This window comes from Cryobacterium lactosi, from assembly GCF_004403945.1.
GTDB lineage: Bacteria > Actinomycetota > Actinomycetes > Actinomycetales > Microbacteriaceae > Cryobacterium > Cryobacterium lactosi.
In genome coordinates this window covers 60,312-83,850 of record NZ_SOHM01000007.1, presented here as the reverse complement: position 1 = coordinate 83,850, position 23,539 = coordinate 60,312, and the positions used below count along the sequence as shown (strand labels likewise).

The 23,539-nt window shown below is 67.8% G+C and carries 20 protein-coding genes; 7 read left to right on the top strand and 13 right to left on the bottom strand.

Annotated features, from left to right (window positions below; translation table 11 throughout):
• Positions 1-126: 126 nt before the first annotated feature.
• Complete coding sequence (locus E3T61_RS02375; RefSeq protein ID WP_130177483.1) at positions 127-606, top strand: Lrp/AsnC family transcriptional regulator; 480 nt, start codon at positions 127-129, stop codon at positions 604-606.
• Positions 607-792: 186 nt separating this feature from the next.
• Here E3T61_RS02375 and cspE read toward each other — a convergent pair whose 3' ends face one another.
• The 5 genes from cspE to E3T61_RS02350 all read right to left on the bottom strand — a co-directional run bounded on the left by cspE (position 793) and on the right by E3T61_RS02350 (position 7,986).
• Positions 793-996 (bottom strand): transcription antiterminator/RNA stability regulator CspE, encoded by a 204-nt coding sequence (cspE, locus tag E3T61_RS02370; RefSeq protein ID WP_035840308.1) that lies wholly within the window; start codon positions 994-996, stop codon positions 793-795.
• A 250-nt stretch (positions 997-1,246) separates the two neighbouring features.
• Complete coding sequence (locus tag E3T61_RS02365) at positions 1,247-2,086, bottom strand: DUF3097 domain-containing protein (RefSeq protein WP_194114241.1); 840 nt, start codon at positions 2,084-2,086, stop codon at positions 1,247-1,249.
• Positions 2,087-2,096: 10 nt separating this feature from the next.
• Complete coding sequence (locus E3T61_RS02360) at positions 2,097-5,510, bottom strand: error-prone DNA polymerase (protein ID WP_134639321.1); 3,414 nt, start codon at positions 5,508-5,510, stop codon at positions 2,097-2,099.
• Positions 5,511-5,575: 65 nt separating this feature from the next.
• Positions 5,576-7,225: a Y-family DNA polymerase gene (locus tag E3T61_RS02355; protein ID WP_241992352.1), complete on the bottom strand. Its 1,650-nt coding sequence runs from the start codon at positions 7,223-7,225 to the stop codon at positions 5,576-5,578.
• Between the two features lie 5 nt (positions 7,226-7,230).
• Positions 7,231-7,986 carry a hypothetical protein gene (locus tag E3T61_RS02350; protein WP_134639319.1) on the bottom strand — a complete coding sequence of 252 codons (756 nt, stop codon included), beginning with the start codon at positions 7,984-7,986 and terminating at the stop codon, positions 7,231-7,233.
• Between the two features lie 84 nt (positions 7,987-8,070).
• On the opposite strand from E3T61_RS02350, the gene E3T61_RS02345 reads away from it, so the two are divergent.
• The 3 genes from E3T61_RS02345 to E3T61_RS02340 all read left to right on the top strand — a co-directional run bounded on the left by E3T61_RS02345 (position 8,071) and on the right by E3T61_RS02340 (position 9,956).
• Positions 8,071-8,796, top strand: a complete 726-nt coding sequence (locus E3T61_RS02345) for an SOS response-associated peptidase (protein ID WP_134639318.1) — start codon at positions 8,071-8,073, stop codon at positions 8,794-8,796.
• An 89-nt stretch (positions 8,797-8,885) separates the two neighbouring features.
• Positions 8,886-9,050: a hypothetical protein gene (locus E3T61_RS21820; RefSeq protein WP_166793124.1), complete on the top strand. Its 165-nt coding sequence runs from the start codon at positions 8,886-8,888 to the stop codon at positions 9,048-9,050.
• Positions 9,051-9,107: 57 nt separating this feature from the next.
• Positions 9,108-9,956: an SMP-30/gluconolactonase/LRE family protein gene (locus tag E3T61_RS02340; protein WP_134639317.1), complete on the top strand. Its 849-nt coding sequence runs from the start codon at positions 9,108-9,110 to the stop codon at positions 9,954-9,956.
• A gap of 18 nt (positions 9,957-9,974) precedes the next feature.
• Here the strand turns inward: E3T61_RS02340 and E3T61_RS02335 are convergent, their stop codons facing one another.
• Positions 9,975-10,622, bottom strand: a complete 648-nt coding sequence (locus E3T61_RS02335; protein WP_241992351.1) for a DUF1345 domain-containing protein — start codon at positions 10,620-10,622, stop codon at positions 9,975-9,977.
• 126 nt (positions 10,623-10,748) lie between these two features.
• On the opposite strand from E3T61_RS02335, the gene E3T61_RS02330 reads away from it, so the two are divergent.
• Positions 10,749-11,675 carry a J domain-containing protein gene (locus tag E3T61_RS02330; RefSeq protein ID WP_134639316.1) on the top strand — a complete coding sequence of 309 codons (927 nt, stop codon included), beginning with the start codon at positions 10,749-10,751 and terminating at the stop codon, positions 11,673-11,675.
• On the opposite strand, the gene E3T61_RS02325 is transcribed toward E3T61_RS02330, so the two are convergent.
• Entirely contained in the window at positions 11,672-12,562 is an 891-nt protein-coding gene (locus E3T61_RS02325) for a hypothetical protein (protein WP_134639315.1), read from the bottom strand. The two genes, E3T61_RS02330 and E3T61_RS02325, sit on opposite strands and share 4 nt — an antisense overlap.
• Positions 12,563-12,626: 64 nt before the next feature.
• Between E3T61_RS02325 and E3T61_RS02320 the strand changes: the two genes are divergently transcribed.
• Both E3T61_RS02320 and E3T61_RS02315 read left to right on the top strand, forming a co-directional pair.
• Complete coding sequence (locus tag E3T61_RS02320; protein WP_134639314.1) at positions 12,627-12,998, top strand: hypothetical protein; 372 nt, start codon at positions 12,627-12,629, stop codon at positions 12,996-12,998.
• 67 nt (positions 12,999-13,065) lie between these two features.
• On the top strand, positions 13,066-14,661 hold the full coding sequence (locus E3T61_RS02315; protein WP_134639313.1) for an ABC-F family ATP-binding cassette domain-containing protein: 1,596 nt from the start codon (positions 13,066-13,068) through the stop codon (positions 14,659-14,661).
• A gap of 74 nt (positions 14,662-14,735) precedes the next feature.
• Here the strand turns inward: E3T61_RS02315 and E3T61_RS02310 are convergent, their stop codons facing one another.
• From E3T61_RS02310 to E3T61_RS02285, 6 genes are all read right to left on the bottom strand, one after another.
• Complete coding sequence (locus tag E3T61_RS02310; protein ID WP_134639312.1) at positions 14,736-15,461, bottom strand: hypothetical protein; 726 nt, start codon at positions 15,459-15,461, stop codon at positions 14,736-14,738.
• 34 nt (positions 15,462-15,495) lie between these two features.
• Entirely contained in the window at positions 15,496-17,967 is a 2,472-nt protein-coding gene (locus E3T61_RS02305; protein ID WP_134639311.1) for a glycoside hydrolase family 94 protein, read from the bottom strand.
• 186 nt (positions 17,968-18,153) lie between these two features.
• The gene (locus tag E3T61_RS02300) at positions 18,154-20,172 is read right to left on the bottom strand and encodes a beta-galactosidase (RefSeq protein WP_134639310.1); all 2,019 of its coding nucleotides are present in this window, start codon (positions 20,170-20,172) and stop codon (positions 18,154-18,156) included.
• Between the two features lie 2 nt (positions 20,173-20,174).
• A complete protein-coding gene (locus E3T61_RS02295; protein WP_134639309.1) occupies positions 20,175-21,110 on the bottom strand; it encodes a carbohydrate ABC transporter permease in 936 nt (311 codons plus the stop codon).
• Positions 21,107-22,078 (bottom strand): carbohydrate ABC transporter permease, encoded by a 972-nt coding sequence (locus E3T61_RS02290; protein WP_134639308.1) that lies wholly within the window; start codon positions 22,076-22,078, stop codon positions 21,107-21,109. Before E3T61_RS02290 ends, E3T61_RS02295 begins: the two co-directional genes overlap by 4 nt.
• A gap of 99 nt (positions 22,079-22,177) precedes the next feature.
• A complete protein-coding gene (locus tag E3T61_RS02285; RefSeq protein WP_174776973.1) occupies positions 22,178-23,530 on the bottom strand; it encodes an ABC transporter substrate-binding protein in 1,353 nt (450 codons plus the stop codon).
• Positions 23,531-23,539 lie beyond the last annotated feature (9 nt).

The window sequence follows — 23,539 nt, the reverse complement described above, 5'->3', positions numbered from 1 at the left end:
GGTGGCGCGGTCGCAGCTTCGGCGGCGTAATGCGCCGGAAACCCAGCTGTGATGCAGTTGATGCAGGGGCGGCTGTCGCTGTCGAAGAACGGTCGATAAACTGGCTCTCAACGAAAGAGAGCGTGAATGGAATCCAAGAAGGCCGACCTCGACCGCGTCGACCGTGCCCTCCTGCGGGCACTCTCGGTCAATGCTCGCGCGTCAGGCTCCGCCCTGGCGGCTGAAATCGGCGTCGCAGAATCCACGGTGTCCCTGCGGTTGCGCCGGCTCCAGCAGCTGGGCCACATCCGCGGGTACCGGGCCAATATCGACCTGGCCGCTCTGGGCGCGTCACTGCAGGCCCTGATCTCCGTGCGTCTGGCCAAGCACGCCAGAGAGCAGATCGACGACTTCCGCAGTGCCGCGCCGCACTGGCCCGGCGTGATCGGACTGTTCCACACCGCCGGCGCCGACGACTACCTGCTGCACGTCGCGGCGGCGGATGCTTCGGACCTGCGCGACTTCGTTCTCGAGCACCTCGCGGAGCATCCGGCCGTGGCGCACACCGAGACGAACCTGATCTTCGAGTACGTCGACGGGGATGGCTGGCAGGACCTGGTGAAGTAGCGAGACACCACAGCTTCACCTCGCACGCCAACGGTTTCCCGTGCGGACGATTGCGCCCGGCACACCGGACGCAATCGTCCGCACGGTGAACAGGTGGTTGGGGTGAGTCTGCCTGGCGTTAAAAAAACAACGCCCCCGCCGAAGCGGGGGCGTTGTCAGCAGCTTTATACAGCTACGCAGCTCTATTTAGAGGGCGCGGATGTTCTCGGCCTGGGGACCCTTGGGGCCCTGGGTTACCTCGAACTCGACCTTCTGGTTCTCGTCGAGCGACTTGTAGCCGTTCGAAGCGATCGCAGAGTAGTGCGCGAAAACGTCGGCGCTTCCGTCGTCGGGAGCGATGAATCCGAAGCCCTTTTCAGCGTTGAACCATTTCACGGTACCTGTTGCCATTATGAAACTCCTCCAGGAGTGTTAGAAAGGCCCCGACTTTCGAGGCCGTTCGTCGCGGTATTCGTCGTCCGCTTCCGAAAGGAATAAGCCCGCACCAACCGAAGTCAGTACGTTTTTTAGACGTGCAAGCACTACAACTACTTCGACAACACTAGCCCACATCGCTCGGTCTCCGTGGAGATCTGTGCGAAAAAGCCATCAAAGTGTTACGAATTCTGACAGAAATGCTCAAAGCGTGCCGGTGACGGCGCTAATCGACGGTGACGAAATCGATGAGTTGCTCGACCCTGCCCAGCAACGCTGGTTCGAGGTCGGCGTAGGTGCGCACCTGGCCCAGGATGCGCTGCCATGCCCTGGCGATGTCGGCCTGGTCATCGTGCGGCCAGCCGAGGGCCGCGCAGATGCCGTGCTTCCACTCGATGTTTCGGGGAATCTGCGGCCAGACCGGCAAATTCAATCGAGCCGGTTTGACCGACTGCCAGACATCCACGTAGGGATGCCCGACCACGAGAACGTGCCGTCCGTGAGGGCCGCGCGCGACGGCGTCGGCGATCCGGCTCTCCTTGGATCCGGGCACGAGGTGGTCGACCAGAACGCCGACCCGGCGGGTGGGGCCGGGCTTGAATTCGGCCAGCAGTTCGGCCAGATTGTCGACGCCCTCGATGTATTCCACGACGACGCCCTCGATACGCAGATCCGCCCCCCAGACCTTTTCCACCAGTTCGGCGTCGTGGCGGCCCTCCACGAAGATGCGGCTGGCCCTGGCCACCCGTGCCGGCGCATCCGCCACCGCCAGCGAGCCTGATGCGGTGCGCCCACGGCCGGCCGGTGCGCTCGCGCGCGGCGCCACGAGGACGATCGGTTCACCGTCGAGCAGGAAGCCGGCGCCCAGCGGGAACAACCGGAGCTTGCCGTGCCGGTCCTCCAGCGTGACGACCTTCTTCTCGACCCTGAGGACGGCACCGCAGAAGCCGGTGGCGACCTCTTCGATCACGAGGTCGCGCACGGCCTCCTGCTGGGGGACGACACGGCGGCCGGCGTCCCGCCATCCCGCGGCGAGCACATCATTGGAGTAACGGTCTTCATTCACTGGATCGACGCTAGCGGAAGTCCCGCGAGGAGGTGTGGGCCGCCACGGTGAGGGGTTCGAATCTGTCGGCGATGAGGTTGACCACGCCTTCAGGCGAGCGTTCGAGGATGCCCCTGATCATCAGGGCCGGAGACTCCCTGGCGATCCTCCGGAAGTGGTTCCACACCCCCACGCTCACCACCACGTTGACGTTGCCGGTCTCGTCCTCCAGGTTGATGAAGGTCACCCCGTTCGCCGTGGCCGGTCGTTGGCGGTGGGTGACGACACCGCCGACCTCGATCCGACGGCCGTTCTCACTAGCGGCCAGCTGGTTGGCCGCCAGAGCGCCCCTGGCGGCCAGGACCGGCCTGGCGTGTCGGATCGGGTGGTCGTCCGTGGAGACGCCGGTGGCCCACAGGTCGTAGGCCACCTGTTCCACGGGCGTCATCAGTGCCAGCAACGGTGGTTGCACGGTCTCGAAGGAGCCCCGAAGATGGGCGTCGGTTTCCTGGGCTGCTTCGCCGGCAGACCACAGCGCCTGCCGGCGCTCCAGGCCCAACCCCTCGAAGGCCCCGGCCGTTGCGAGGGATTCGAGTTGTTCGGTGTTCAGCCTGGCCCGCCTGGCGAGGTCGTTCATCGAGCGGAACGGGCCGAACCTGGTGCGGTCGGCGACGATCCGCTCCGCCACGGCCGAACCGATGGAACGGACCTCCGCGAGCCCGAGACGCACGGCCAGGGCACTATCCCTGCGGTGACCACGATCGTCCACCGGCACGGTCCGGTCATAGTCCGGCACGGTGGGCTGCTGGTGGTCCAGGCAGCTCGGCCGTCCGAGGGCATCGCCCGACGGGGCGGCCAGCGGCTCGAGGGAGGCGTCGGCCCCGGAGAGCTGCACATCCGGTCGGAGCACCTGGACACCGTGCCGGCGGGCATCCGCGACCAGGGATTGCGGCGAGTAGAACCCCATCGGCTGGGCTCGGAGCAGGGCGGCGAGGAAGGCGCCCGGGTAATGCAGCTTCAACCAGGCGCTGGCATAGACGAGCAGCGCGAAGCTGATCGAGTGGCTCTCAGCGAAACCGAAGTTCGCGAAAGCCTCGATCTTCTCGTAGATCTCGTCGGCCAAGGCGCCGCTGATCCCGTTGCCGGCCATGCCCTCGTACAGGGTCGCCCGCAGGGAGGAGATCTTCTCCACTCCACGTTTGGATCCCATCGCCCGGCGCAGCAGGTCGGCGTCTTCGCCGGTGCAGCCGCCGACCGCCATGGCCATCTGCATGAGCTGTTCCTGGAACAGCGGGATGCCGAGGGTGCGCTCCAGCACGGGTTCGAGTTTGGGATGCAGATAGGTCACCGGCTCCTGACCGAGCTTGCGCCGGATGTAGGGGTGCACCGCCCCACCCTGGATCGGTCCGGGCCGGATCAGCGCGATCTCGACCACGAGGTCATAGAAGCGGCGCGGTTGCAGCCTGGGCAGGGTGCCCATCTGGGCCCGGCTCTCCACCTGGAACACCCCGATCGAATCCGCTCGGCAGAGCATGTCGTAGACCCCGGCCTCCTCGCGGGGAATGCCGGCCAGGCTCCAGTCCTCGCCGAGCGACTCCCTGACCAGGTCGAAGGTGTACTGCAGGGCCGCGAGCATGCCCAGGCCGAGCAGGTCGAACTTGACCAGTCCCATCCAGGCACAGTCGTCCTTGTCCCACTGCAGCACCGTGCGATTCTCCTTGCGGGCGTGTTCGATGGGGCAGACCTCCCCGACGGGGCGGTCGGTCAGGACCATCCCGCCGGAGTGGATGCCGAGGTGGCGCGGGAAACCGAGCACCTGGCCCGCGAGGTCGGCGACCTGGTCGGGGATGTCGTGGTCGGGGCTGGACACCGCGGCGCCCCAGCGCTCCACCTGCTTGGACCAGGCATCCTGTTGGCCGGTGCTGTAGCCGAGCGCCTTGGCCATGTCACGCACGGCGAACTTCGGGCGGTAGGTGATCACGTTGGCCACCTGCGCGGCGTTGAGGCGGCCGTAGCGCTCGTAGACGTACTGGATCACCTCCTCGCGCCGGTCGGAGTCGAAGTCGACGTCGATGTCGGGTTCCTCCTCCCGTAGGCTGGAGAGGAACCTCTCGAAGGGCAGCCTGTAGAAGATCGAGTCCACCGCGGTGATCCCGATCACGAAGCAGACCGCCGAATTCGCCGCCGAGCCGCGGCCCTGGCAGAGGATGCCCTTGCGCCGGGCGAACTGCACGATGTCGTGCACGATCAGGAAGTAGCCGGGGAAGTCCTTGGCCTCGATCACGGCGAGTTCCTTCTCCAGCCGGTCGCGGACGTTGGCGTTGAAGCCGGGATACGCGCGCTCGGCCCCCTCCCAGACCAGGTGGCGCAACCAGCTCATCGGCGTGTGTCCCTCCGGCACCTGCTGCCGGGGCAGCCTGGGCCTGGCCCGGCGGAGCGAGAAGGCCAGCTCGTCGGCCAGCGGCACGGTACGGGCCACCGCCCCGGGGTACCGGCTGAAGCGCGCGGCCATCTCGGCTCCGCTCCGCAGGTGCTGAGTGGGGGCAGCGGGCAGCCAGCCGTCCATGTCGTCCAGGCTCCGCTGGGCGCGGACGGCCGCGAGGGCACCGAAGAGCCTGAAGTCTGCCGGCCGGGCGTAATGCACGTTGTTGGTCGCGAGCACGGGCAGCCCGACTCGTTCCGCCAGGGCCGCCAACCTGTCGTTGGTCACGGAGTCCTGCGGCCGGCCATGGTCGACCAGCTCGACGTTGACGCAGTCCCGGCCGAACAGGGCCACCAGCCGGTCCAATTCCCTGGCCGCAGCCTCGTCTCCGTCGCGCAGCAGGGCCTGGCGCACGGCTCCGGACCGGGAGCCGGTCAGGATGCTCCAGTGCCCGCCGGACGCCGCGGCGAGCTCGTCGACGTCGTAAACGGGCCGCCCCTTCTCCCCGCCGGCAAGCTGGCCGTGGGTGACCGCGGCAGCGAGCCGGTGATAGCCCTCCTGGCCCCTGGCCAGGACGACGAGGTGACTGCCCTCGGGCTCCGGCACCCCGTTCTGCCGGCGGGTCAGCCCCAGGGACAGCTCTGCACCGAAGACCGTGCGCACGCCGGGGTAACTCTCGGCGGTTTCGGCCAGGCGAACGGCCCCGTACAAACCGTCATGGTCGGTGAGGGCCAGACCGTGCAGGCCCAGCGCCCCGGCCTCCTCGAGAAGGTGTTCCGGTGAGCTGCCGCCGTCGAGGAAGCTGAAGTTCGAGTGGGCGTGCAACTCCGCGTAACCCACGGTGCCGCCGGCGGGCGGCCCAGCCGGCGGGCCGGCAGGGGTAGGGGCCGTGTAAGGCTGACGGTGCCTGGACCAGGCCGGGCTGTCACCGCCGTCGGCTTCCGGGGGAGGGCCGCCCGGCCGCCGGTCGGAAAGCCGGCGCTCGAGTTCAGACCACGGAATCGGCGGGTTATTGAATCCCATTGAGGTGCACCGTCCTCTCGTCCCGACCGGCGTTGCCGGTTCGCCCTGGAGTCGCGCGCTCCCGCCTAGTCATAGCGGGCCTCCGCGCGCCAGCCGTCGTCGTCCAATGCCAAGAGCCAGGCGTCGCCGCCCTCGTCGACGATCTGCAACCGGTGCACCGCGCGCCCGGCCGCCGTGTCCCACCACCGCTCCAGGACCGGCCACGGTCCGGCCCAGGCCAGCACCGGGCGGAGGTCGGGCCCGGCGGATCCGGCGACGGAGCGCTCCGGCGCAAAGCGTCGAGGTTCGCCGTCGAGGGTGCCGCGCTCATCAACACCAGGAGACCGTCCGTCGTCGGCGACAAGGGTGACCGGATGCGCTGTCCGGAACACCGTGGCGGGGAGCAGCCCGCCCAGGCTGCCCGCCCACGGCCGACCGAACCCACCGGGCCCCCTGGCAGACACGTTGCCCGTTGAACCTGCCGGGTCATCACCCCAGGGCAGCCAGCGTTGGCGGTCGGCGAGCAGCCTGCCACCATCGATGGCCACGGTCAGCACCCCGGCGTGGCCGACCAACCCCTGCACTCTGGTGAGGGCATGGTGGATGCGTTCGTCGGGTCCTGATCCCCACAGGCCGTCCTCGTGGTTGGCGACGGCGTCGACCTGGTCGGGGGAGAAGACCACGCGCACCACGCCGGCGCGCAGCCCGGAATCCGCGCGGCCGTCCCCCTGCAGCTGCCAGCGCACCCGGTCGATGAGGTCGGAGGCCGTGAACCAGCGCGGGTGCCGCCAGGTGCGCTCGGTCAGCAGGGAGTCCTCGGTGCTGACCAGGATCGACACGGCCGTGCAGACCACGGTTCGTTCCCGCAGTGCCTGCACGAAGGCGTCTGCGGTGCTGCGTAGGGCGAACGCGAGTTGGTCGATGCGGTCAAGCGCCGGTTCGAAGTCCTGACCGCGGTCGAACACCGGTGTGGGCGTGCGGGGGACGATCTCCTCGTGCTCCCGACCGGATGCCCTCGCGTGCGCCTGCGCAGCCGCGGCACCGAATCTCCGGTGTACGTCCTGGGCGGGCAGTGCGGCGAACTGGCCGAGGGTGTGCACGCCGAGCCTGGCGAGCAGGGTGCCGAGCCCGGCCTCTGCCACAGCCGACACGGGCAGGGGCGCCAGGAACGCCGCCGATTCCCCGGCCGGGACTATGCGTACTCGCTGAATTCGTTCACCGGGGTCTGGTTCCAGGCGCCCGGTGACGGTCGGAGCGGTGCCAGGTCCGGGAAGGCCGCGCCGCGCCGCCTGCTCAGCGGCAAACGGCCCGTCGGCGATGCCGACCCTGGCCTCGGTGAGTCCGGCGCCGTGCAGGTAGTCGAGCATGGCTTGGGCGGCGGCGGGCTCGCCGCCGTAGTAGCGCACCGGTCCGCGCGCCCGGATGGCGCAGGTGCCCGGGCGCAGCACCGCGACCCCGGGGGTGATCTCCTCGAGCCCATCCAGGATCGGGTCGAAGGCCCGCCGATCCAATGCCGGGTCGTAGGCGAGGACGACGAGATCCGTGCACCGGAACTGGGCTTCCCGAACCGTGAGGCCGCGCCGGACGCCCAGGTGCCGCGCCTCGGGGGAGCAGGCGAAGACCATACCGCGGTCGATGAGAGCCAGCGGGATGCCGGTGGGCAGCTGGGTGGCGGACCGTGCGGCGAGCACCGGCCAGTCCGGACACCAGAGCACGATGGTGCGTTCGCGGTTCACGGCGCTCACCCCGCTGCCGGCTGCCGGCGCCGGCTCGACCGCGTCGACGCGGCGTCGCCGAGCGCTGTCGATCGGGCAGGGAACGATTCGCCCGGCGACGCCAGGTCGCCCAGGTGCACCATCACCGAGCGCCGGCGGCCGCTGCCGTTTCGCCCGGAGACCTGCACGGTCAGGTCCCGTCCAGATAGGTAGCCGTGTCCGCTGCCGAGCCCCTCCCACCGGGTGCCGGTGACCCGCAGATCCGCCTCGGCCTGGGTCCAGGCGCCGGCCACGATCAGGGTGCAGCCGCTCTGCCGTAGCCGCGCGCCGAGCCTGGCCGCCTCGGCGTCGCCGACCGTGCGCTCGGGGTGCACGACCACGAGGGGCAGCGCGTCGACGAGCGCCGCCGTCACCGCCAACCACTGGTCACCGGGGGAGGGAACGAGCACAAGTCGTTCGAGGTCGATGCCACACCCGATCGCGGCCTCCGCGCCGAAATCGGGCAGACCCACCACGGCACTCCAGTCGCCGTCCCGGCCGGCTTCGGCCAGCACGGCCATGATCAGTGACGTCGAATTGCCGACCGTGTAGACCACGCCGTTGCGTAGGATTCCGTCCGGAAGGATGCCGGCCAGGGCGCCGGAAACGGCCCTGCCCCCGGTTTCCCAGCGGTCGCGCTGCATTCCGTGGATGCGCGCCTGCAGCTCGCTGACCCGGTCGGCAGCCGAGACGCCGGACGGGAGAGCCGGGGCGTTGGCTACGGAGATCAGGGGGATGGACACCCTTCAATTTTCGAACACAGATTCGATTTAGTCAACCGGTGTGGGTGACCGAAGGGTGCACCGGGGACACGGTAACCTGAGCCTATGTGTGGGCGATTCATCATTACCGATTCGGCGCCTGACCTCGCCGCCATGTTCGACATCGAGCACGAGGCCGGCGAACTGCCGGAGCCGTCCTGGAACGTGAAACCGACCGACCAGATCCCGATCGTTCTCGAATCGATGAAGTCCGATCCTGCCGTTCGTCGCCTGGAACAGGCTCGCTGGTCGCTGGTTCCCACCTTCTCTCCCGAGCTGACCGCCGCGTTCGCCACCTTCAACGCCCGCGCTGAAACCGTCGGCGAGAAGCCGACCTTCCGAACCGCCCTGGCCAAGACCAGGGCCATCGTCCCGGTCACCGGCTACTACGAGTGGCACACGGAGGGCACCACGAAGACGCCGTTCTTCGTGCACTCCGACGACGGCCTGCCACTGGCGCTGGCCGGACTGTACTCGTGGTGGCGCAATCCGACGCTCGGCCCGGACGACCCGGCCCGCTGGGTGTTGACGGCCACGATCCTCACCACCGGCGCCCAGGGCGCCCTCGCCGGCATCCACGACCGGATGCCCGTGGTGCTGCCCGAGGAATGCTGGGACTCCTGGCTGGACCCGCACACCGAGGGTGATCAGGCCCTCGTCGACGCGGTGGTCGAGGCCTCCATCGAGGCGGCGGCCGGACTGGCCTTCTACCAGGTCGCCCCGGTCACCGGCGATGCGCCTGAGCTCCTCGAGCCCCTCGGCCCGGAGCGCGAAGTCGGCTACACCGCCTGACCGCCGGGCGGAGCCACGCTGGCCTGCGAGCTAGTACGCTCGAAGCGAGCGCGGATAAGCTTTCGCGGCACCGTTGAGAGGACCCTGCCATGCCCATTCTTACCTTCGTCATCGCGATGGTCGTCTTCGTCTTCGGCCTGTGGCTGTTCGGCCTGGCCTTCACGGTGACCGCCTGGCAGGGCGCGATCTTCTTCGCCGGCATCCTGGCCGTCAGCGCGGCCGTCGCCATCCCGGTTCGCGCACTGCGCAACTGATTCCCGGGGCGACCCGGTCCACTCAGCTACCACTGACACAACCGCACGAGGATTCGCATGCGCGCCGACCAGCTCACCGACCCGATCACCTTTCACGGTGAGGGCCCGGTCTTCTCACCGTCCTGGGGCGGCCTGCGGCTTGTCGATCTCTTCGCCGGCGACGTCCTGTCCCTGGCTCCCGACGGCACGGTGACCCGCCGGCACGTCGACACCATCGCGGCCGCCCTCCGGCCACGGGTGGGCGGGGGTGCGGTCATCGCCCTCGAGCGCGGCTTCGCCCTCGAGGAGCCAGACGGCACCCTGAACCGCCTGCCCGAGGTGTGGAGCGATGCGACCGTGCGGATGAACGACGGCGGCACCGCCCCGGACGGCTCGTTCTACTGCGGTTCGATGGCCTACGACCAGCGCACCGGGGCTGGATCGCTGTATCGGCTGGCCCCGGACGGGTCGGTCACCCTGGCCCAGGCGGGGGTCACCATCTCCAACGGCCTAGATTGGAGCCCGGACGGGTCGCTGGCGTACTACAACGACACTCCGACCGGACGGATCGGCGTGTTCGACTGGGCGCCGGATACCGGGCTGACGGGACTGCGCACCTTTGCGGAGATCCCGTCGGCGGACGGATACCCCGACGGCCTCACCGTCGACAGCGACGGCGGCGTCTGGGTCGCCCTGTACGCGGGTGGGGCGGTCCGGCGCTACACGCCGGACGGCCGCCTGGACGAGGTCATCACCGTGGCCGCCGACCGGGTCACGGCCTGCACCTTCGGCGGCGACGACCTGAGCCAGCTGTTCATCACCACCTCCAGGGAGAACCTCGCCCCGGGGGAGGATCCCCTCGCCGGGTCGATCTTCACGGTGGCGCCCGGAGTCACCGGGCAGCCCGTGAGACCGTTCGCGGGGTAGCCGCGAAACCGGTCGCGGCTAGAGGCCCGCGACCAGGTTGATCAGGGTGGCCAGGATGATCGAGCCGAACAGGAATGACATCAACGCATGCCGAAGCGCCGCGGCCCGCATCACCGATGAGGTCAGCGAGGTATCCGACACCTGGAAGGTCATTCCCAGGGTGAACGACAGGTAGGCGAAATCCGCGTAGCGCGGCGGCTCGGCCTGGTTGAAATCCACCCCGCCGTCGTCATCGGCGTAGTACAAGGACGCGTATCGCAGGGTGAACAGGGTGTGCACGAGCAGCCAGGACAACGCGACCGTGGCCAGGGCCAGCGCCGCCAGCAGGACCTGCCCGGCCCCGGCCGCACCACGGGCCTGCAGGAGCACGATCAGGATGCTGCCCAGGCTGGCCAGGCTGGCCAGGATCAACAGCAGGTCGGTGATGCCCCTGGACGGATCTTCCCTGGTGGCGTGCGCCGCCGTGGTCGGCGCATCCATGCGCGCAACGACGAACCACACCCAGCTGATGTAGAAGATCGCGGCGGCGGACCAGCCGACGGCCGGTGCCAGGAGCCAGCCGCCGAGGAAACCGGTCAGCAGGCCGGCCAGAACGCCGACAAGGACCATGGCGGTCAGGCGGGTGCTGGAGCGGTGCACGCGGGGCACCGGAGACGGGGTGTTCACTCGCTGATCGTCCCACGAATCTCCGCCGGGACGGGCGCACCGGGCGGTGTCGGCGAGATACCAGAAACGCTGGTTAGGCTGGTGGCCGAATGAATTTCCCGTTCCAGGCCGAAAGAGACCGCGAGAATGTCAGATAGCCCGGCCGCGGCCAGTCCTTACGAGGTGCTGGGGGTGAGCCCCTCGGTCACCGACGAGGAGCTGCGACGCGCCTACCGGCGTAAGCTCCGCCAGTCCCACCCCGACGTCGGTGGCAGCGCCGCCTCCTTCCACGCCGTGCAAGTGGCGTGGGAACGTATCGGCAGCCCGGAGAGCCGAGCTGCCTACGACGGCGCCCGCTACCCGGAGACGTCCTACTCCGGCGCGCCCACCCCGGCGAGCACCTCGGCGCGTCCGTCCTCCTCGGGGATGAAGGCCAGGATGCACGGCCACCCCGGCGGCCACTCCCGGCAGCGCTACCTGGCCCTGCTGCGGGAATGGGCCGGTCGCGGCACCGTCATCGACGACCCCTATGCCCCCGACCTGATCCGGTCCGCGCCGCGAGAGATCCGGCATCGGCTCGCCAAGGCCCTCGCGGAGGAGTCAACCGCTCAGTTGATCTCCGGTCTCGGCATCGGCTACACGGCCTGGCACGACATCGCCACCCGCGACGACGTCGAGAAGGTCGACCACGTTGTGCTCGGCCCGGCCGGGCTCTTCGCGATCCTGTCCGAGGACTGGGGCTCGCCGGTGCAGCTCAAACGCGGCGAGCTCGCCGGAGAAGCGCTCGAATCCGGCGAGGAGCCGTTGGCCGAGTTCGCCGCAGCCGCCCGGATCCTCGCGAAGTCGCTGCGGGTGCGCTTCACCGCCCTGATCGTGGTGGCCCCGGATGAGGCCGTCCCCGAGACACTGTCGCTGCCCAGCCGCGGACGGCGGCCCATGGTCGTGGTGATCCCGCGTTCCCGCCTGGTCGGCGTGCTACGCGACGGGATCCCCGGCATGGAACGGGGTAGCTTCGAGAAGGTCTTCGAGCTGCGGAGCACGCTGCAGAACGGCATCCGCTTCGTCGAAGACTAGGCGGGCACGGCCTCGCCCAGGCCGAGTTTCCGCACCCAGTAGCCGAGGAACGCGGCGCCGGCCGCATCGTGGATGAGGTCGCCCTCCACGATCACCGGGTACGGCCGGTCCAGGATGCCGTCGGACGGACGTACGTCGACATGGGCGACGTCGAATCCCGCCGCGTGCAGGTGATCGGCCATCTTGTAGTCGCTGCGGGAGTCTCCCACCGAGCGCCAGAGCCGGGGGAGCGCACCCCCCTCGGCGAAGAAGGCCAGGGCACGCTTCGCGGCGTGGTCCTTGTCGAGGTCCACCGATTCGATGTCGGTGGAGATGATCGTGGTGTCGATGCGAAACGGCACCGCGCCGGCGGCGTCGGGGGAGACCTGGTCGCCGAATCGCACGCCGAGGCCGTGCTCGATCATGATCGCGTAGGCGGCTTCTTCGAACGACGCCTGGGCGAGATGGTAGGCGGCCCGGTCGACATCCGTGCGCTGCTCGACGGACACCATGGCGAGCTTGGTCTCGTCGAAGAACATCGTGTCGGCATAGTCGGTGGCGACCAGGGCACGGATGCGACCGGCGACGGCCTCCGGGAGGGCCACACTGTCGTCGACGACGACCTCGCCCATGCCGGCGTCGGTGATGGGGAACCACACGGCGCCCTTCTCGCAGACTCCGTACATGCGCATCACCGGCGGCAGGCCGGCTTCCACCAGCGGAGCGACCACCTGCTCGCTGATGAACTGGGCCGATCGCCCGGTGATGAAGCCGATCGGCACGTTCGCTCCGGCCAGGGTGATGAGGTCGGCGATGATGCTGGGCGTGGCGATGGTGCGGCTGTCCGGGCTGGCGATCGGCCCATCGACATCGAGCAGCAGGCCGAGCGGGGAAACGATTTCAGGCATGCTTCATTGAACCAGTTCCTGTACCGGCCCGTGGCACAGGTCGCAGCGCCTATCGTTGAACCTGATGATAACCAGACGAGAAGCAGCGCTCCGCCTCGACATTCCCCTCGAGATGGCCCAGCGCCACGACCTTCCCAGCCGCATGACCGAAGCCCAGCTCGCCGAGATCGAGAAGAACCCGCCGGCCTGGCTGGTGCAGTCGCGGGCCAACCGCACCGGCAAGAAGCCCGTGTGGATCGAACTGACCTGCAGCGTCTGCGGGTTCACCGAGGCCGCACGGCCCAAGAAGTGGTGGCCGGAGTTCAGCTATCTGACCTGTGACCACCACGGCTACGACGAACTTCCCGCCGCCGCTGCCGGGCTCAGCCGACGCGAGGTCGACGGCATCGGCAGCCGCTTCATCGGCATCGTCGATGCCGCCGAACACAGCGACTGACCAGCCGCCAGACATCGCCGGGTCGACTGACCCTGCTGGACGAACCAACCCCGAGAGTGCAGAACCCATGAGCCTGATCAGGCTGAACGACGTCAGTGTGCGTTTCGAGAACACCCAGGTGCTCCGCGAGACCTTCTTCCGCCTTGAGCCGGGGGACCGGGTCGGCATGATCGGCCGGAACGGGTCGGGAAAGACCACCCTGATCAAGCTGATCCTCGGCCAGGTGACCCCGGATACCGGAACCGTCACGGTCGACGACGGGGTGAAGATCGGCTACTTCTCCCAGTTCTCCGAGCTGAACGGAGAGTCCACCATCACCGAGGTGCTCGACGCACTCTTCGTGGAGATCAAGGCCGTGGAGGCCGAACTCGCGTCCATCGATGCCGCGATCGCCGCTGATTCGTCGGCCAGCGCCGAGCTGGACCGGCTGATCCACCGCCAGTCCGAACTGTTCGAGGACATGGACCGGTTGGACGGCTGGGACTACCCGCGCCGCATCGACGCGGCCCTGACCATCCTGGGCTTCGACGAGGCCCATCGCAGCTGTGCGATCGACGAGCTGTCCGGCGGCTGGCGCAACCGTGCCGCCCTGGCGAAGATCCTGCTCGAGGCGCCCGATGTGCTGCTGCTCGATGAGCCCACCAACTACCTCGACGTCGCCGGCGTGGAATGGCTGGAGGGCTGGTTCCGCGATTTCAAGGGCGCCGCCGTGATCGTGTCGCACGACCGTACCTTCCTCGACGCCGTCGTGACCCGCATCATCGAACTGGAGAACTTCCACCTGCACGAGTACCCGGGCAACTTCGGCGAGTACGTCGTGCAGAAGCAGTTCCGGCTCAAGACCCTCGAGGCGCAGTTCGTGCACGAGTCCGAACTCCTCGCCTTCGAGTCCGAGGGCATCGCCGACCGGCGCGAAGCCCAGAAGGCGGCCAGCCGCAAGCTCGGCAGCCAGCTGGCCACCATCAAGAAGTCCCGCACGCCGCGACCGGTCGACAAGATCATCACCGAGATCTACGGCAACCTGCACGTCAAGGATGTGCTCTGCCGGGTGGAGATGCTCAGCAAGGCCTACGGCGACAAGGTGCTCTTCAACGACCTGAGCTTCGAGATCCGTCGCGGCAACCGCATCGTGGTGCTCGGCGCCAACGGCAGCGGCAAGACCACCCTGCTCCGGGTGCTCACCGGGGAGGAATCGGCCGATCACGGTGAGGTGGACTGGGCCAAGGGTGCGGGCATGGTGTCGTACAACCAGGTCCTCGCGGAACTCGACGATACCGACACCGTCAGCCACGCCGTCAACGCGCTCGAGGGCAGCCTGGCGTTCACCGCCACCCGCAAGTCGGTGAACCGGTTCCTCACCATGTTCCAGTTCTCCGAGGCCGACCTCAAACAGAAGATCGGCAATTTGTCGGGTGGCCAGAAGGCCCGCGTGGCGATGGCCCAGTGCCTGCTTTCCGGCGCGTCGGTGCTGCTGCTGGACGAGCCGACCAACCACCTGGACATGTCAAGCACCCAGGTGATGGAGCGCGCCCTGCTGCACTTCCCCGGCGCCGTGGTCGTGGTCAGCCACGACAGGTTCTTCACCGACAAGATCGCCAACCGCCGCCTGATCTTCGGCAGCGAGGGCGCCGAGCCCGGCGAGGTCGAGGTCGCCGTCGCCTGACCGCCTGCCGCCCCTGCGATTCGCGGGCGCCGCGCAACGGCGCTTGACCCGCGGATCGCTGAGCCCGGTCAGGTTCACTCCGGGCCGGCGAGAGTGCCGTCGGGGAGCGCCTCGCGGATCGCCCCGGGGCCGGTGCCCAGGTAGAGCGGCCAGACCACATCGGCGCTGCCCGGGATCTGCCAGACCAGGCCCTCGAGCGCGGATGCCTGGTACAGCGGCTGGCCGGCGGGACGACCGGCGCCCGGGGCCTCGATCTCCGTGTACACCGAGGTCTGGTCCAGGTACTCGTCCACGTAACGGCGGGCACCGTCCCAGGCGGGCTCCAGATAGGCGACGACCGCCGTTCCAGGCGGCACCGTTCCCGCGCACTCATCCGGACTGCTCGACGCAAATTCGATGTAGACGCTGCCGTTGACGGCCGGCTCCAATTCTCCGTACACCACCGTGACGTCCCGCACGACGATCACCGCGCTGCCGGTCGTGGACGCCTTGTTCGGTGCGCTGTAGGTGGTGTCGCGGCCGGCCTGGATCCGATCGATTTCACCCGCGATCACCACGGTGCTGTCCTCGGCCAGAATGGCCAGCGACTCGATCGGCTCGTAGTCCACGATCCCCGGTGGGCTGCACGCCGTGAAAACCTCGGCAGGACTGGGGCCGGCTGGTATCGGGCCGATGGTCGGGCCGGCTCCAGCCGGTTCCGTGGCGTCGCCGTGCCCGCATCCGGTGATCAGCACACCGACGCACCCAACGGCGACCCACAGCTGCCAGGCCCGTGCTCGGGCTGTTCGGGAGACGTCCATACCCACTATTGTCCGGCCGGCCGCAAGTGGTTCCCTACAGAGTCGCGCGCACCTGCACGGTCGCACCGGCCGGAGCGTACGGCACCGTGCGGCCCTCGATGGCGACACCGTCGACCTCGAGGCTCGCGCGGGAACCCTCACGGCCCGAGTTGGCCACCGTGATCACGTACGTGGCCCCCCGGGCCTGCCGGGTGACGGTGAACTCCGCGACATCCGGTCCGATCTGCGGGTCGACCACCAGGCCGTCGTAGTCGGTGCGCACACCCAGCAGGTACTGGGAGACCGTGACGAAGTTCCAGGCCGCCGTTCCGGTCAGCCAGGAGTTTTTCGCCTCGCCGTGCCTGGAAGCTTCCTTGCCGGCGATCATCTGCGCGTAGACATACGGTTCGGTGCGGTGCACCTCGGAGATCTCCTCCCGGTAGGCCGGCGTGATCTTCCGGTAGTGGTCGAACGCCTTCGCGCCGCGGCCGAGCACGGTCTCGCCGATGATCACCCACGGGTTGTTGTGGCAGAAGATGCCGCCGTTCTCCTTGTAGCCCGGGGGATAGGTCGAGACCTCGCCCAGTTCGATGCGGTAGCTCCGGTAGGCGGGGTACTGCAACACCAGGCCGTGGTCGGAGCCGAGCAACCGGTCCACGGCGTCCAGCGCCCGGAACGCGGGGCTCGTCTTCACCGGGGTGCCGTCGCTGTTGTGCTCGACCCCGACACCGGCCAGAACGGCGAAGCCCTGCGGCTCGATCCAGATCTGACCCTCGGTGTCTTCGTGCGTACCGACCTTGTTGCCGTAGAAATCGTAGGCGCGCAGGAACCAGTCGCCGTCCCAGCCGTGGGTCAGCAACGCCTGGCTCATGTCAGCGGCGGCCTTGCGGGCCTTGTCCGCCTGCACGGTGTCACCGCCGCGTTCGGCGATGGTCGCGTACTGCCCGGCGGCGAGAACGAACTGCGCGGCGATGAAGGTCGACTCCGCCACTCCGCCGGCCTGGTTCTCGGTGGTCTGGAAGGACTCTCCCGGTGTGGTGGAGAAGCAGTTCAGGTTCAGGCAGTCGTTCCAGTCGGCCCGCCCGATCAGCGGCAGCCCGTGCGGCCCGAGGTTGTTCAGGGTGAACTCGAACGACCGGGTGAGGTGGGTGTACAGGGTCTCGGCGAGGGCGTCGTTGTTGTCGAACGGCACCACTTCGTCGAGGATCGTGTAGTCGCCGGTCTCCTTGAGGTAACCGTCCACTCCGATGATCAGCCAGGCCGGATCGTCGTTGAAGCCCGAGCCGAGTTCGTTGTTGCCGCGCTTGGTCAGCGGCTGGTACTGGTGGTACGCAGAACCGTCCGGTAGCTGGGTCGCGGCGATGTCCAGGATGCGCTCGCGGGCACGGTCCGGGATCAGGTGCACAAAACCGAGCAGGTCCTGGGTGGAGTCCCGGAAGCCCATGCCGCGGCCAATGCCCGTCTCGAAGTACGACGCCGAGCGGCTCATGTTGAAGGTCACCATGCACTGGTACTGGTTCCAGATGTTGACCATCCGGTTGAGCTTGTCGTCCGGAGACGTCACCGTGTAGGCGGAGAGCAGGTCCGTCCAATAGACGCCGAGGGCGTCGAAGGCCGCGTCAGCGGCTTCGGTGGTGGACAGGCGGGCCAGCAGGGCCTGGGCGCGGGCCTTGTTGATGACCTGCTTGGCGTCGTCGGCCCACTTCTCCTCGCCGGTTTCGGCGTTGTTCTCGACGTAGCCGAGCACGAAGACCAGGTCCCGGCTCTCCCCGGGCTGCAGGGTCGAGTCGACCTGGTGCGAACCGATCGGGTACCAGCCGGAGGCCATCGAGTTCGCGGCCTTTCCCGCGTGCGGCACCTTGGCCTCGGCCAGCGTCTCGTAGAGTCCCACGAAGGTCTCACGGTCGGTGTCGAAGCCGGCGATCTCGGCATTCACCCCGTAGACGGCGTAGTGGTCGCGACGCTCCCGGTATTCGGTCTTGTGGTAGATCGCGCTGCCCTCCACCTCGACCTCGCCGATGGAGAGGTTGCGCTGGTAGTTGGTCTGGTCGTCCTGGGCGTTCCACAGGCAGAACTCGAGGTAGGAGAACAACGAGAACGTCTTGACCGCGTCGGACGTGTTCGTGATCGTGACCTTCTGAACCTCCGCCGTCTCGCCCAGGGGAACGAAGTAGAGGGTGGAGACGCGCAGGCCGCCGCGTTCTCCGGTGATGCGGGTATACCCCATGCCGTGGCGGGTCTCGAAGAAGTCGAGGTCCTTCTTCATCGGCAGCCAGCTCGACGTCCAGACATCGTCGCCGTCCTTGATGAAGAAGTACCGTCCGCCGGAGTCGGTGGGGATGTCGTTGTAGCGGTAGCGGGTGAGGCGACGCATCTTGGCGTCCTTGTAGAAGGTGTACCCGCCCGCCGTGTGCGAGACCAGTGAGAAGAAGTCCTCACTGCCGAGATAGTTGATCCACGGATAGGGGGTCAACGGGGTCTCGATGACATATTCCCTGGCTTCGTCGTCGAAGTGGCCGAACTTCATGCGTGCACCTTTTCGGTATCCACGGTCCGTCTGGAGGGCAAGATTCAACGTCCTGAATCCGCCGCCGTAGCCGGGCCTAGTCTCAATGAGAGCGCTCTCACGAGTGCTTTCGTTGACTCTAGCAGCCTCACGGGAAGATCCCGGGAGGGGAATTCCGGCTCAGGGTCCGACCCGTGCCTGGATCGCTCATACCTCCCGGGGCCGCACGATTGCCACTCCGTGCTGCGGCAGCCGCATCCCGGATGTCGGCGCGCCCGTCAGCAGGTCGGTACCGTCGATCTGGAGCACGGCTTCATCCGCACCGTGATTGATCACGAACAGGGATCCGCCCCGGCGCACGCACTCCACCCGTCCGCCTCGCGTCACCGGTGCCGGCGGTTCGATGCCGGCGTCCAGGAGCACCGCGGCGGCCAGCCGCTGGAGGGCGGCCGGCTCGGGCAGCGTGGCCACGTACCAGCCCGCTCCGCCCGGGGTCGCCCGACGAGTCACCGCTGGCCAGCCGCTGAGTGCACCATCACCGAAGGTCGCCAGAGTCTCGGCATCCTCTACCCGCAGGTATTCGGCCCAGACCCCACCCGCGCCCGCACCGCCGAGGACCGCGCCCTCCAGGGCGAGCGCCGGGGGAGTGCCGGTGCCGAGGTTCTGCGGATCAGGGGCGGCCGGCGGCGCGAACTCCTCGATCCACACGCCGAGCGCGCTCCGAAGCGGTGCGCCGAGATAGCCGCCGAGCCTCACGTGGAGGTTCTCATCGGTCACCGCGGTGCCGAACCCGACGACGAGGGTGCCCGTCTGGGCGAACGCCGCCAGGTTCGCCACCTGCGCATCGGTGGCGGTGAAATGCGCCGGGGCGACGACGAGGCTGTAGCCGGAGAGGTCGGCATCCGATCGGACGAAATCGACGGTGACCCCTGACTCGGTGAGGGCGCGATGCCAGGCGAACAGGATACGCAGATATGACACGTCGGTGGGGGCGGCCGGTTGCTCAATCGCCCACCAGCTGTCCCAGTCGAGGGTGATGGCGACGCTCGACGGCACCCGGGTGCCGGCAATCGCCTCGGCACCCGTGCGCACCGAGAGGGCCGCCAGCTCGCTGCCCAGCTGTTCCACCTCGCGCCACAGCCGCGTGTCGGTTCCGGCGTGCGGGACCAGCCCGGAGTGGAATTTCTCGGAGCCAGCCGCGGATTGCCGCCACTGGAAGAAGAGGACGCCGTCGGCCCCTCGGGCCACGGACTGGTAGGACCAGGCCCGCATCTGCCCGGGCGCTTTCGCGGCGTTCTGCCGCCGCCAGTTGACAGCGCTCGGCGCCTGCTCCATCAGCAGCCACGGCGCCCCACCGCCGAGCGAACGCATGAGGTCCCGCACCATCGCCGCATACGCGGGCGCATCGGGGTCGGCGGGATCGGGGTAGGTGTCGTCGCTGACGACGTCGACCTCGCGCGCCCACGCCCAGTAGTCCACGGCCTTGAAGAACCCCATGAAGTTCGTGGTGACGGGTATTGCGGAGCGGTCGCGGATGATGGCGGCTTCGGCCCGGTAGCAGGCGAGGAGTTCGTCGTTGGAGAACCGGTCGAAGTCGAGCAGTTGGGTGGGGTTGCGGAAGGTGGGTGCCGCCCGCGGCGGAGAAACCTCGGTGAACGAGTCGTACCGTTGTGACCAGAACGCTGTGCCCCAGACCCGGTTGAGTTCCTCGACGTCGCCGTACTTTGCGCGCAGCCAGTCCCGGAAGGCCTCGGCGGAGACCTCGCAGTAGCAGTGGCTGACGTGGCAGCCGTATTCGTTGTTGACGTGCCACAACTCAAGCGCCGGATGGTCGGCGTAGCGTTCGACGATGCGTCGGACGAGTTCCGCTGCCTTCTGGCGGTACACGGGTGAGCTCGGGCAGTACTGCTGCCGGCTGCCCACCGAGAGGCGCACGCCGTGCTCGGTCACGGGCAGCGTCTGCGGATACCGCAGCGCCAGCCAGGGTGGCGGTGACGCCGTCGCGGTGGCGAGGTCGACCCGCACACCGTTGGCGTGCAGCAGGTCGAGCACCTCGTCGAGCCAGGCGAAGTCGTAGTCCCCTTCACGGGGTTCCAGCCGCGCCCAGGAGAACACTCCCACCGTCGCAAGCGACACGCCCGCCCGGTTCATCAGACGCACGTCCTCGTCCCAGATCTCCCTCGGCCACTGCTCCGGGTTGTAGTCCCCTCCATACCAGATCGTCATGATCAACCTTTCACTCCACCGCTGGCGAGACCGGACTGCCAGTAACGCTGTAAGAACAGGAACGCGATGACCAGCGGGAGGATCGACACGAACGATCCCGTGATCACCGTTGAGAAGAGCGCCTGGGAACCGCCGCCCGCCGACGCCGCGGATTGCAGCTGAGCCAGGCCCACGGTGATGGGGTAGAGCTCGGAACTGTTCAGCATGATCAGCGGCAGGAAGTAGTTGTTCCAGGTCGCCACGAGGGAGAACAGGAACACCGTCACCAAGCCCGGACCGAGCAGGCGCAGGCCGACCTGGGCGAAGATCCGGAACTCTCCAGCGCCGTCCACCCGCGCCGCCTCGATGAGGCCGTCGGGAATCGCATCGGCCGCATAGACCCGCATCAGATAGACCCCGAAGGGGCTCACCAGCGACGGGATGATGACCGCCCACGGAGTGTCCGTCAGGCCCGCCTGGGAGAACAGTAGGTAGGTCGGCAGCGCGAGGGCGGTCAACGGGATCATCACGGCACCGAGGGTCGCGCTGAAGAGCAGCTTCTTGCCGGGGAAGTCGTATTTCGCGAACGAATAGCCCGCCATGGTGGCCAGCAGTGTGGCTCCGGCCGCGGACACGAACGCGTAGACGAAGGTGTTGAGCATCCAGCGCAGGAAGATCCCGTCGCGCACGGTGAAGAGAGTCTGCAGGTTCTCCCACAACGAGAAGTCTCCGCCGAACCACATGCCGAAGGTCGAGAAGAGCGCGGAGTTGTTCTTGGTCGAGGAGACGAACAACCACCACAGCGGGAGCACGAAGTAGAGAACACACAGCCACAGCAGAATTGTGAGCAGCAGGCTGCGGCGCCCCTCCGGCGAGTACCGGCGACCGGTGCGAGGCGGGGATGCCGTGCCATCGCTCGCATCGTCCGTCGTGATCAGGCTCGTGTCGATGGAGGTCATGGCTCAATTCCCCTTTCAGCATGGCCGACCCGTTCCCGGCGTTCCCCGGCGAGTTGGACGAAGTACGACACGATGGCGATCACGACTCCGAGGAGGAACGCGATGGCTGCCGCGTAGTTCAGCTCCTGGTTGATGAAGGCGAGGTTGTAGGCGTAGTAGTTGGGCGTGAACGAGGTTGAGATCGCGTCGGGGGCGATCGCGTTCAGCAGACTCGGCTCGGCGAAAAGCTGGAAGGAGCCGATGATCGAGAAGATCACCGTGAGCATGAGCGCCGGCCTGATGGCAGGGATCTTGATGCTCCACGCCAACCGGAATTGGCCGGCGCCGTCGATCTCGGCCGCTTCGTAGAGTTCGGCGGGGATCGACCGGAGGGCCGCGTACATGATGATCATGTTGTAGCCGACGAACTCCCAGGTGACGATGTTCATCATCGAGCCGAGAATCGACTCCGGCGAGAGGAAGTCCGGAGTCCCGAGCCCGACCGCCCGGGAGATCTGGGCGATCGGTCCGAAGTCGGGCCCGTACAGGTAGCCCCACATCAGCGTGGCGACCACCGCCGGCACCGCATACGGCACAAAGATCAGTAGGCGCACGGCTTTCGATCCCCGGCCGCGAGCGCTGTCGAGCGCCAGGGCCAGGAACAGGGCCAGGCCGAGCATGATCGGCACCTGGATGATGAAGAACAGGCCGACCCGGCCGAGTCCGGCCAGGAACGCGGAGTCGGTCAGGGCACGGACGTAGTTGGCGAGGCCTGCGAAAACATCACCGCCGATCAGTTTGCTCTCGAACAGGCTGAGGTACCCCGCGTACACGAGCGGGACGACCAGCATCGTGATGAACACGATGAAGAACGGCACCAGGAACAGGTAGGCGGCGAGGCGCTGCTTGCGCTTCATCGGCGTCGTGCGCTTCTTCAGCGGGGGAGCGGAGGCGGGGCGCTCGCTGGCGAGCGCCGGGGAGTGCGTCATAACGACTCCTTCTGGGAGTGACAGACCGGTCGGACCGGCCGATGCGATGCGGTGGGAGCCGGGCGCCCGCCGACAGGACGGCGGACGCCCGGCGGGGTCTTACTCGACCGTGAAGCCCTGGTCGGTGGCGTACGTGACGAGCTGGTCCTGCCAGACATCGAGCGCGCCGGAGATGTCACCCTTGTCGGCGATCACCGTTCCCACGGTGTCCTCGTAGGAGGAGTACACGTAGTCCATGTACGGCAACCACTGGAAGTCCGTGTCGACGGTCTGCGAGATCTCGGCGAACAACTCGTTCACCTTCTGGCCTCCGTAGAACTCCGACTCCTGATCGACGAACGCCGGGTCCTCCAGCACCGACACCTGCGGCGGGAACAGGAACTGTTCCGTCGCGAGCCTCATGGCCGATTCTTCGTCGTTGTTGATGAACTTCGCGAGCTCGTATGCGGCGATCTTGTTCTCGCTGGACGCGAGCACGGCATCGGACGAGCCGCCCCAGTTGCCGGAGACCTCGTCGCCGGCGTTCCACTGCGGCAGCGGAGCCGCGCGCCACAGGCCCGTGGTGGCTTCAGCCGTGCCCTGCAGGAAGATCGGCCCCCACGCGGCGGTCAGCCAGCCGGCGTACTTGCCGCTGGCGAGACCCTGGTACCACTGGTCCTGGAAATCGACGTCGGTGGAGATCAGGTCCTGCTGGATCAGGTCGGTCCAGTAGTCCGCGACCTTCTTGGCCTCGTCGCTGTTCACATCGATCGACACGGTCTCGCTCCCGTCATAGCCGAAGGGCTTGACGCCCGCCTGCCAGAGGAAACCGATCATCTGACCGGCCTGGGTAGCGCCGACGTTCGAGATGTACGAACCCGTCGTGTCCTTGACCGTCTTCGCCGCGGCCGCATAGTCGTCCCAGGTTGCGGGCGGTTCGGTGATGCCCGCCGCCGTCAGGATGTCCTCCCGGTAGAGATTGCCCATCGGGCCGACGTCCTGGGGAATCGCCCACACCTCCTCATCGGGCGACACCTGGTTCCAGGCCCAGTCGACGTAGTCGGAGGAGAGGTCGTCCGCACCGTACGCCGTCAGATCGAGCAATGAGTTGTTGAGCACAAACGACGGGATGTACTGGTACTCGATCTGGGTGACGTCGGGTGCGCCCTCGCCGGCCTCGATGGCGCTGCGCAGCTTCTGGTAATGAGGGAGGCCCTGGCCGACGTTCTCGACCGTGACGTCGATCGCGGGATACTTCGCCTCGAAGAGAGCGACCTCGTTCTCGATGTCGGGGACCCAGGTCCAGAACGTCAATTTCGTGGGGGTGGTCATCGCCGTGTCGATGTCGTCCTGGCTGACCGATTCCTGGGTGGACTCGTCGCTGGAGCTCGGCGTGCACCCGGTGACGAGTAGCCCGATCGACACGGCGCCGGTCACCAGCGCCACTGCTGTTCTCCGTGCCTTCTTGTTCATGATCACTCT